General features: G+C 71.6%; 7 protein-coding genes and 1 pseudogene. 5 read left to right on the forward strand and 3 right to left on the reverse strand.

Annotated elements, in window-relative coordinates; genetic code table 11:
- From D7V88_RS33510 to D7V88_RS33525, 4 genes and pseudogenes are all read left to right on the forward strand, one after another.
- Positions 1-1,694, forward strand: a pseudogene (locus tag D7V88_RS33510) (GspE/PulE/PilB domain-containing protein); the annotation flags it as partial.
- A 120-nt stretch (positions 1,695-1,814) separates the two neighbouring features.
- Complete coding sequence (locus D7V88_RS33515) at positions 1,815-3,347, forward strand: sensor histidine kinase (RefSeq protein WP_120544688.1); 1,533 nt, start codon at positions 1,815-1,817, stop codon at positions 3,345-3,347.
- Positions 3,344-4,720: a sigma-54-dependent transcriptional regulator gene (locus D7V88_RS33520; RefSeq protein ID WP_208726628.1), complete on the forward strand. Its 1,377-nt coding sequence runs from the start codon at positions 3,344-3,346 to the stop codon at positions 4,718-4,720. Before D7V88_RS33515 ends, D7V88_RS33520 begins: the two co-directional genes overlap by 4 nt.
- A gap of 262 nt (positions 4,721-4,982) precedes the next feature.
- Entirely contained in the window at positions 4,983-6,326 is a 1,344-nt protein-coding gene (locus D7V88_RS33525) for an FAD-binding oxidoreductase (RefSeq protein ID WP_120544689.1), read from the forward strand.
- Between the two features lie 3 nt (positions 6,327-6,329).
- Here D7V88_RS33525 and D7V88_RS33530 read toward each other — a convergent pair whose 3' ends face one another.
- The 3 genes from D7V88_RS33530 to D7V88_RS33540 form a co-directional block, all read right to left on the reverse strand.
- Complete coding sequence (locus D7V88_RS33530) at positions 6,330-7,784, reverse strand: WS/DGAT/MGAT family O-acyltransferase (RefSeq protein WP_120544690.1); 1,455 nt, start codon at positions 7,782-7,784, stop codon at positions 6,330-6,332.
- 55 nt (positions 7,785-7,839) lie between these two features.
- Positions 7,840-8,643 carry a hypothetical protein gene (locus tag D7V88_RS33535; RefSeq protein ID WP_120544691.1) on the reverse strand — a complete coding sequence of 268 codons (804 nt, stop codon included), beginning with the start codon at positions 8,641-8,643 and terminating at the stop codon, positions 7,840-7,842.
- Positions 8,644-8,734: 91 nt separating this feature from the next.
- Positions 8,735-9,730 (reverse strand): class I SAM-dependent methyltransferase, encoded by a 996-nt coding sequence (locus D7V88_RS33540; RefSeq protein ID WP_120544692.1) that lies wholly within the window; start codon positions 9,728-9,730, stop codon positions 8,735-8,737.
- 455 nt (positions 9,731-10,185) lie between these two features.
- On the opposite strand from D7V88_RS33540, the gene D7V88_RS33545 reads away from it, so the two are divergent.
- Positions 10,186-10,596: a hypothetical protein gene (locus tag D7V88_RS33545; protein ID WP_244238528.1), complete on the forward strand. Its 411-nt coding sequence runs from the start codon at positions 10,186-10,188 to the stop codon at positions 10,594-10,596.
- The last annotated feature ends 48 nt before the right edge of the window (positions 10,597-10,644 follow it).

A 10,644-nucleotide genomic window follows, 5' to 3' on the forward strand; every position in this document is an offset into this window, starting at 1 on the left:
CACCGGCGCCGCCCCGGGGTGAGCCGTCGTTCATCATCTTCAGCAACCCGGCATCGAATCCGGGCGCCAACCGTCCGCGCAGCCCGCAAGAAGGCCCGGCCCCGGTGGCGGGCGCTTCGAGCGCACCGGGTGCGCCCGTGCCGGACTGGACGCTGCCCCAGGCGCGCTCCGCGCTGCGCGAGGCGACGCGGGACCGGGACCGGTTGGTGGACGTGGCGCTGCGCTTCGGCCGCCGCACGTTCGACTACGTGGCCGCCTTCGCGGTGGTGCGAGGCGCCGCGGGTGGTTGGGACGCTCGGGGTGAAGGCCTGGACGCGAGCGCCCTGTCGCAGGTGTCCATCCCGTTGGATGCGAGCAGCGTCTTCCGCACCGTGGCCGTCACGCGGGGCAGCTACGCGGGCCCGCTGCCTCCGGACGCGCTCACGCGGCACTACCTGGAGCTGTTCGGCCGGCAGGCGCCGCGCACCGTCTTCCTGTACCCGGTGGAGGTGAAGGGCCGGCTGGTGGCCATCCTCTACGGAGACTGCGGCCAGAAGCCGATGAGCCAGCGCCGGCTGAGCGACTACATCCTGTTCTGCCAGGACCTGCCGGCCGCCTTCCAGGAGCTCATCCTCTTCCGCAAGCAGCGCGTGTCCGAACTGCGCGCGCCGGAAGAGGACATCACCATCGACGTGGACGTGCCCGGCTTCCCGGCCGCGTCCCTGCCCGCGCCCGCGCCCGCCGTGGTCGCGGGCCTCGGCTGGAGCCCGTTCTTCGGTCGGGGTGGCGTGGGCAACCTGGGCCGCGCCGCCGCCATGCCGCCGCGCGTGCTGTCTCCCGAGGAACGGCCGCCCCCGGACTTCACGCCCCTGTTGCGCCGGCTCACCGGTCCGGACGCCGCGCAGCGCTCCAGCGCGATGGCGGAGCTTGCGCGCTCGCCCGAGGCCAGCGCCCGTGTGCTCGCGCAGCACTTCCCCGGGCCCACGGCCTGGAGCCGCCTGCCGGTGGTGGAGCTGCCGGAAGCGGACGAGCTGGGGCCCATCCCCGCCGCGCTGTCGCGCCTGGGCCGTCCCGCGGCCGTCGCGCTGGCGCCGCTGCTGGATTCGAACGACGCGGACGCGCGCTACCTGGCGCTGCTCACCGCGGGCAACCTGCCCTACGCGGAGCTGGTGGACGGGGTGCTGCGCGGCCTCTTCGACATGGAGCCGGACATCTCCAGCGCCGCGCGCGTGGCCGCCGCAGCGCTCAAGCACCTGCCGCGTCTGGATGCGTCCTTGCGCGACCTGCGCCAGGAGCTCACCAGCCGGGACGCGCTGCGCCGCTCGCTGGCGGCCCGGGCCCTGGGCACGCTGCACGACCGCGACGCCATCGAAGGCCTCATCAACCTCACCGGCAGCGACGACGCGATGTGCGCGCAGGCCGCCGCCGAAGCACTGCGAGAAGTCACGCGCGCCACGCTGGGCCTGCAACCGCGCCAGTGGACGTCCTGGTGGGCGGAGAACCGCAGCCGCCGCCGCGCGGACTGGCTGGTGGCCGCGCTGCGCCACCGTGAGCTGGACGTACGACTGGCCTCCATCGAGGAGCTGAGTCGGGCCCTGCACGACACGCTTGGCTTCTACGCGGACGCACCCGACGCGGAGCGAGAGGTCGCGGTGCGACGCTGGGAGGCTGCGGCGGTGGATCCTGCCAACGCCCGCCGGCTGGGCATGCTCTGAGGTTCCCACCCGGGAGCGCACGATGATGGGCGCGATGGGTATCCGCCTGCAGGCTCGCGCACGATGTCTCACGCTCCGCCTGCTTACGCGGGCTCAGGGCTTCGAGCCCGGGAGCGCACGATGACAGGCGCCATGTGGGTCAGCCTGTTGGCGTGCGCGGGGCAGCTCGCGCTCGCCGGCATCGCGCTGGCCCGCGTGGGCCGGAGTCCCCTCGCGCTGCCGCTGTCGCTGCTGTCCATCGCGCTGTCCACCTGGAACTTCTCCGCGTTCGGACAGGCGCGCTCGGGCGACACGGGCTGGCGGCTGGTGGGCTTCGCCGCGGCGCTGATGACGCTGCCGTGCGCGGTGCACTTCATCCTCGCGTTCGTGGGCCGCAGGCGCCGCTCCGCCTGGGCCATGTATGGCACCTATGGCGTGATGAGCGCGCTCGCGTTCACCATGCTCGTCGCCATCGGCGTGCCCTCGCTGGCACAGCGGATCAACACCGTCCCTTTCGGCATCGCGGTGAGCCTGCTCGTGCTGCCCATCCTCACCACGGGCTTCGTGCTGCTCGCGCGGCACCTGCGCCGTTCAGGACTGCCGGACGAACGGGCCCGCGCGGGGCTGGTGCTCCTGGGCCTCGCGCTGCTGGTCGCGATGCTGCTCACGGACCTGGCGGCGGACATGGGCCTGCCCGTGCTGAAGCTGGGCAACCTGGGCACGCTGCTGGGCTTGCCGGTGATGGCCACCGCGTCGCTGCGCTTCCAACTCTTCGGCCAGGACGCGAGGGCCACGAGCGCGGCGGTGCACGCCGTCGTCCTCGCGCTGGTGGGCGTCCTCGCGTACCTCGCGCTCTTCCGAGTGTTCGCCGCGGAGTCCGGCGCGCTCGTCGTGGGCACCACCGCCATCACCTTCTCGCTGCTCGCGGCGGCCCGGCGCGTCGTCACCGGCTTCGTCACCCGGCGCGAACGGATGGAACAACTGGCCACGCTGGGGCGCTTCTCCGCGCAGATGTCCCACGACCTGCGCAACCCCATCGCCGCGCTCAAGGGCGCCGCGCAGTACCTCAAGGAAGAGCACGCGCGGGGCCACTCGTGGGAAGCGCACGGCGAGTTCCTGGACCTGCTGCTGGAGCAGGTGGAGCGCCTGGACCGGGTGGCGGGCACCTACCAGCGCCTGGCGCGCGTGGAGCCGCTGCGCCGACCGCTGGACCTGAACCGGCTGGTGGACGGTGTGCTGTCGCTCCAGGCCTTCGCGAATCCCGGCGACGTGGTGCTGACAAAGGTGCTCGCGCCGGGCCAGCCCGCCTGCGAAGGCGACGAGGACCTGCTCGCCAACGCGCTGGAGAACCTGGTGCGCAATGCCTTCGAAGCGATGCCCACGGGAGGCACCCTCACCGTGCGCACCTTCGAGGACGCCAGCGCGGTGGTGGTGAGCGTGGAGGACACCGGCAGTGGCATGGACGCCCGCACGCGCGAGCGCGCCTTCGACGACTTCTTCACCACGAAGGCGACGGGCAGCGGCCTGGGGCTCGCCTTCGTGCGGCGCGTGGCGGAAGCCCACGGCGGCACGGCGTCCCTGACGAGCGGCGAAGGCCGTGGCACCATCCTGCGCCTGCGCCTGCCCAAGTCCCCCGCCCTGCCGTCCCAACAGTCCAAGGGAGAAGCCGCGTGAGCGAGCCACTGAAGGGCCATGTGTTGCTGGTGGACGACGACCCGGCCCTGCTCAAGGTGCTGGGCGCGCTCCTCACCCAGGCGGGCCTCACCCCGCACCCCGCGTCCAACGCGCGCGACGCCCTGGCCCTGCTCGCGCGCAGGCCCATCGACGTGGTGTTGAGCGACGTGCGCATGCCGGGCATGAGCGGCCTGGAGTTGCTCGCGGAGGTGGGACGCGGCTGGCCGGACGTGCCCGTGCTCCTGATGACCGCGCACGGCACGGTGCCCCTGGCGGTGGAGGCGATGAAGGCGGGCGCGGCGGACTTCGTGCTCAAGCCCTTCGACCGGGAGGAGCTCCTCTTCTCGCTCCACAAGGCACTGCTGCGCGCACAGAAGGAGCCAGAGCCGACGCGCGGACCCGGCAAGGCACCCGACGGACTCTTCGTGGGCGCGAGCCGAGCCCTGGCGGACGTGCAGTCCCTGCTGGCCCGCGCCGCGGTGGGCACGGCCACGGTGCTCCTGCGCGGCGAATCCGGCACGGGCAAGGAGCTGGCCGCGCGAGCGGTGCACGACGGCAGCCCCCGGCGCGCGGGACCCTTCGTGAAGCTGCACTGCGCGGCGCTGCCGGACACGCTGCTGGAGAGCGAGCTGTTCGGCTACGAGAAGGGCGCCTTCACCGGCGCGGCGACGCGCAAGCCCGGCCGCGTGGAGCTGGCGCACGGCGGCACGCTGTTCCTCGACGAGATTGGCGACGTGTCCCAGGCCGTGCAGGTGAAGCTGCTGCGCGTCATCCAGGAGCGCGAGTTCGAACGGCTGGGCGGCACGCAGACCGTGAAGGTGGATGTCCGCTTCGTCGCGGCCACGCACCAGCCGCTCGAGGATCTGGTGCGCCGGGGCACCTTCCGCGAGGACCTCTTCTACCGCCTCAACGTGGTGCCCCTCTGGCTGCCTTCCTTGCGCGAGCGCCCCGAGGACATCGAACCGCTGGCCCGCCACTTCCTGGACGTGCACGCGAAGGCGAACGGCCGGCCTCCGTTCACGCTGAGCGCGGATGGACTCGCGGTGCTCCAATCCCAGCCATGGCCCGGCAACGTGCGCCAGTTGCAGAACTTCATGGAGCGGCTGGTGGTGCTCTCCGACGGGCCCCACCTCACGGGCACGGACGTCGCGCGCGAGCTGTCCCGCCAGCCCGGCCTCGCGCCGCCGCTCGCGGCCGCGCCCCTGCCCTCCTCCGACACCGGCACGCTGGAGTCCCGGCGCAAGGACGTGGAGAAGGACGCGCTGGTGGATGCGCTGAAGCGCACGGGCGACAACCGCACGCTGGCGGCACGGCTGCTCGGCATCAGCCGGCGCACGCTCTACAACAAGCTGGAAGAGCACGCCCTGCTCTGATGCCTGCCCACCGGCTCCTCGTCCGCCCATGACACGCGATTCCATCACCGCGGTTCTTCACGGCGAGGGAGCCTGAGCGGTCATGGATTCGTGACCTGCCAACAAGGGCACACAGGGAAGCAACCGGTGCACCCCGCATGTCCGGGAAATACCCACGGGCCGGGCCCTGGCACTATGCTGCCGCCCCGCTCGCCCCCGACGAGACCTGAATCGAACCCTCTCCAGCCGCACACCGGCTGAACGACAGAAGGAGCAACATCCCATGTCCCAGACACTCGCAAGCCGTGTGAGCTGCCCTGTCTTCAATTCGCAGGATGCCGGCTACGCGCCGGAGGTCGCCGGCTTCAACGTCACCATCGTCCACACGCCGGAGTACGTGGTCGCCGCGCAGTCCGCTTCGGACGTCGCGGAGGCGGTGCGCTTCGCCCACGAGAACAAGCTGCGCGTGACGGTGCAGGGCGCGGGTCACGGGTCCTATGTGCCCGTCACCTCTGGCGTCTTCATCTCCACGCGGCGGATGAACCAGGTGAGCATCGACGTCGCGTCGCGCACGGCGACCGTCGGCGCGGGCGCGCGCTGGGACGTCGTGGTGGAGGAGGCCGCGAAGCACGGGCTTTCGCCCATCGCGGGTTCGTCCACGAACGTCGGCGTGGTGGGCTACGTGCTGGGCGGCGGCATTGGCCCGCTCGTGCGCAGCCACGGCATCAGCTCCGACTACGTCAGCGGGTTCACGGTCATCACGGGTGAAGGCGAGCGCGTGGAGGCGAGCGCGGAGCACAACCCCGACCTGTTCTGGGCGCTGCGCGGTGGCAAGGGCGGCTTCGGCATCGTCACCGAGGTGCGGCTGCGCCTCGTGGACCTGGCCATGCTCTACGGCGGCGCGCTCTTCTTCGCCGAGGAGCACATCGACGCGGGGCTGCGCGCCTGGGTCAAGTGGACCGAGGGCGCCGACGCGCGCGTCTCCACGAGCGCCGCCGTCATGCGCTTCCCGCCGTTCGACTTCATCCCGCCTCCGCTCCGGGGCCGCACGCTGCTCACCGTGCGCTTCGCGTTCCCGGGCAGCAGCGAAGAGGGTGCCCGGCTCGCGGCGCCCCTGCGCGCGGCGGCTCCCGTGTACATGGACATGCTGGGGGACCTGCCCGCCTCGCAGATCGCCCGCATCCACAGCGACCCCACGGACCCCATGCCCACCTGGACCGCCGGCGTGATGCTGACGCACGTGGATCAGGACTTCGCGTCCGCGCTGCTGCGCCACGTCGGCGCGGGCGTGCAGTCGCCGTTCCTGATGGTGGAGGTGCGCCACCTGGGGGCCGCGGCCTCGCGCGACGTCGCGGGCGGTTCGGCCGTCGGCGGTCGCGGCGCCAACTTCGTGGTGGGCGTCGTGGGAGCGATTCCGCCGCTGTTCCAGACGGCGATGCCCGCCGCCGAGGAAGCGATGCGCGCGGACCTGAAGTCCTGGCTGTCGCCGGAGATGACCATCAACTTCATGGGCAAGCCCCGTTCGGCCGAACACTACGAGAGCTGCTGGTCCGCGGACACGCGCACGAAGCTCGCGGAGGTCCGTCGCAAGTTCGACCCGCACGGCCTCTTCGCGAACACGAAGTAGCGCTCAGGGAGCCACCGTCGCCAGCGCTTCCAGTTCCTCCAGGAACGCGGCGACGAGGGCCCCCGGGTCCGGCACCCGCGACGCATCCGACGCCACGCCCAGGGTCACCTGTCCGGCGTAGCTGAAGAGACTCACCCCCAGGCCCACGTGGCCGGCCTGGGGCACCCAGAACGTGAGCCCGTCGAGTCGCGCGCCCGCCAGGGACACCGGCTGGCGCGGTCCGGGCACGTTGGTGGCGACGAGGGACGCCTTGGTCCCCATCACATCCACGACGACGCGCTCCAGCGCGGCCGGCGTGCGCCCCAGCAGCTCCAGCGCGCCCGACGTCACCACGGCTTCGGGCGAGCGCTTGAGGGCCTCCATCCGCTTCGACACCTCGCGAAGCCGGCGGCGAGGGTCTTCCAGGTGCACGGGCAGCCGCAGGAACACCACGCCGAAGCGATTGCCCAGCTCCCTCGGCACGGGTTCATCCAGGGGCCGCAGGTTCACCGGCACCAGCGCGTGCATGTCCTCCAACGGAGCTTCCCGCGACGCGAGGTAGCGCCGCAGCGCGCCCGTCACCGCCGTGAGCAACACGTCGTTCACGGTGCCACCGAGCGTCTGCCCCACGGCCTTCACGCGCGCCAGGGCCACCGGCTCCGACCACGCGGCGAGCTTCCGTGCGCCCAGGGGTCCACGCAGGGGAGAGCGCGGATCGGGAGGCATCACGAGCAGCTTCCCCAGCGCCGCCGCGCCCCGCGCACCCTCGAGCACGAGGTCGCCCGCGAGGATGGGCTCCTGCACCAGCTCCACGCCCTTGCGGAACGCGGCCCGCGCGCCACGGGCCAGTCGCATCCACCCCGGGGCCGACAAGCGTTCCTCGCGTGACCCATGAAGCGAACCGTCGGAGTCCGGCTCCACCGGAGTGCCCGCGTCGTCACGCGTCGGCGCCGCGCGTCCCTCCACGGTGGGCACAGCCTCCTCACGAACCGCATCCCCAGTCCCCGTGCCCTCCCGCACCGGATCCGTGAGCGTCAGCAGCACCCGCGCGAGCGCGATGCCGTCCGCCATGCAGTGGTGCAGCCGCGCCAGCAGCACGTCCCCGCGCGCCGCGCCCTTCACCAGGTGCAGGTGCCACAGCGGTCGGGAGCGCTCCAGCGGCACGCCCAGCCAGTCGCCGACCACCGCCTCCAGCGCAGCGCGTCCTCCCGTCGCCGGCACGCGCAGCGTGGACAGGTGCGCGTCCAGGTCGAAGTCCGTCGCGTCCTCCCAGTGCGGAGAACCCAGCGCTCCCGGCACCACGCGCTGACGGAAGCGCGGATAGCGCTCCACCAGGCGTTCGCGGACCACCGTGCGCAGCCGCTCGCGGTCCATGGGACCGTCGAACCACAGCACCGCGGTGATCATCATCAGGTTCGCGGGCTCCTCCATCTGGAGCCACGCCGCGTCCATGCTCCCCATCCGCTCGCGGCCTGCCATGGCGTCCTTCTCTCCCGCCCGCGCCCGCCGGAGCAAGAGCCAACGCCCGACACCGTCACGGCTTGGGCTGCGGCTCCGGGGCCTGGGGCTTCTCACGCTCGAACTGGAAGGTCTGCCGCGTGGCGCCCGGCACCGTCAGGATGAGCGAGTCCTTCTCCTCGATGGCGTACGTGTAGTCCCCGCCCTTGAACTTCCCCTTCGACAGCGGCACCACGCGCTCCTTGCCGCACACCGGGCCCAGCGCCTGTCCGTCCTGCGTGCGCAGCGCGAGCTTGTCCTTGCCCGACAGCTCCACCTTGCCCCACGCCCTTACCTCCAGCGTGCTGCCCCGGCCGAGCGTCGCGTCATCCAGCTTGGTGCGCAGCACGAAGCACCCCGTCGGCGTCAGCCGCAGCGACCGCGCGTAGTCCGAACGCGGCTGCACCTCGATGCGGTCCGCGTTCCCCTGTTCGACATCCGGGAGGCTCGCCGCGGACAGCACCCACGTGCCCACCAACTCCGCCGGCACGGCCGTGCCCTGGAGCGCCTTCGGCCCCTCGCACGGATCCTCCACCGGCTTCTCGGGGCTCTTCGGCGCGGGTTCGAAGGCCCGCTCACACGTCAGTCCGCACGACTTCGCCGCGCACTGCGTGTCGTCCGGCGCGCAGGCCGCCTTGCTGGTGCAGGACTTCAGCCGCTTGAGCGAATCCTCACAGCCCTCCCGCATGCACTTGTCGACGCACTCCGCGTCGATGCACTCCGACACGCAGACCCAGTTGGTGCGACCACACACCCCCGCCACCGTGCGAGGAGCCTGGGCCGCCGCGGGCAGCGCGGCACTGAAGACGAGAAGCAGGACGAGGAGGCGGGACGGTCGCATGCGTACTGCAAGCTAGGCAGTCCCACCCCGGACGACACCCGGAGGCAGGACGCCTGTCCACCGGCCATCACTCCAACGCCCCGCACTGCCGTCAGTTGAACTGCCACCGCCAGGTGCGTGGATCGGACGGGTTGGGCAGCGCCAGCTCGAAGTCCAGCGTCTCGTAGCGGTTGAACTCACGCGGTTCCACGCGCAGCAGCGTCATCGCCGTGGCGTTGCGCTCGCGCATCGGGGACACGGAGAAGTCCAGCTCGGAGTCGAAGGCCACCTTGTAGAACAGGCAGAAGCCATCCACCCGGCCGTCCTCCTCCACCGGCCGACGGATGTGCACGCGCGAGGGCAGGCCCGCCTCGCGCATCGTCTCCAGGTCGAAGCTGAACGCGGCCTCCGGCTCACACAGGAGGTGGTCCACCTCATACGGGCGCACCAGCCGCGTGAAGTACGACGGGCTCATCGCCTCGCGCAGCGACTGGAGGCAGCGGAAGTCCACGTGGGGCAGTTGCTGCGTCCAGATGAAGGGCATGCACGCCTCGTCGCGAAGCTGCACCGGCTCCACGAAGACCTCGAAGCGGTTGGGGAGGATGCGGCCCCCGGGCTTGAGCAGGCGTGAGCGCAAATCCAACATCCGGGGCACCAGCCCCGCGTCGAACAGCGCATCTCCCAGCAGGTCATGCAGCAGCACGTCCACCTTCTCCTGGGGTTTGAAGTGCCAGGTGGACTCCCGCACGAAGTCGATGTGCTCCAGCCCGTTGCGGCGCGCCACCCACTGCGCGGTGTCCAGCAGGCGCGAATCGTCCACCGCGTACTGCCGGCGCGGGCGCTGGTGCGCGGCCAGGAAGGTGCGCAGGCCCGTGCCGGCCTTCACGTCCACCACCACGTGGTTCGGGCGCACATAGCGCTCCACCGCGCGGCGCCAGGCCTCCACCCGCTGCGAATCCGCCAGCACCGAGTCCTGCGGCGTCGGGCTCGACAGCGTGAGGCTGTCCGGCGCGTGCCGACGTTGGAGGTGGGAGACGATCGGCAGGTGGCTGATACGCGAGCGCAGGTCCATCAACGCCTGACGAGGCAGGTCGAGCAGGTTCAGCATGGCAATCCCCCCGGAAGGCCTGTGACGGTTCCAGGGACATGGGCGCGACGACCCTGTCCCTGAAGACCGGGACTCCGCACCATGCTGGAGTTCGCCCACCCGGCCCATCGGCCCTCGGGGCAGGCCTCTGTCCCACCCTAAACAACCGGCCTTCCCCTAATGGCAGTGTGCCCCAGCGATCCAGGAAATGCCGGTCCCGACAAGAGTAGGGGATGACCCTGGAACAACCGGACAGCCCCCGCCCAACCCCTCGGAATCCAAGCCCCCGAGAGGCTTTTTCCCAGCGGATGGTGTGTCCACGACTGGCGCTTCCCTCACCCCTCCAGGGCCATCAACAAATCGGGGCTCAAGCGTTTTCCTTGTTGAGTCCCCCAGCCCGCGAGAACGGATCGCGGAACGGAGGCCCGATGTCGGTCATGCCAGTAGACGGACCCCGTAGTGGAGAGGGGGCACTGATGATCCGAGCCATTGAGTCGCAGCGGGCGCAGGACTTGCGGTCGAACCCGGTCGAGGGGGAATGGGAGACTGAAGGGGACTCGGCCCGTGAGCGGTGGGAGGCGCAGCCCTGGCGGCGACAGCTCCAGGACCCGCGCGACCACGAGCACCGGGTGGCGCGGCCGGCGCTGGTGGAGTCCCTGCTGGCGGAGGGCTTCGCGGTGGAAGCGGACGTGGCGCGCTTCGCGGGGATGCTGGAGGACCGGGGTGCGCTGAGCATCGGGCAGGTGGTGCGCTTCGCGGACGGCCTGCGGGTCCGGATGGCGCAGGCGACCACGGACGACGAGGTGTTGCAGCTTGCCTACCTGCGCCGCAACGCGGAGGAGCTTGCGGAGCGGATGATTGACTGGGCCAACGCGGGGCGCCTCTAGAGCATCCAGGCGTTGGCGGTGGGCGTCCGGGGCGGGAGTGCCTTGACA

The sequence above is a fragment of the Corallococcus terminator genome, assembly GCF_003611635.1.
GTDB lineage: Bacteria > Myxococcota > Myxococcia > Myxococcales > Myxococcaceae > Corallococcus > Corallococcus terminator.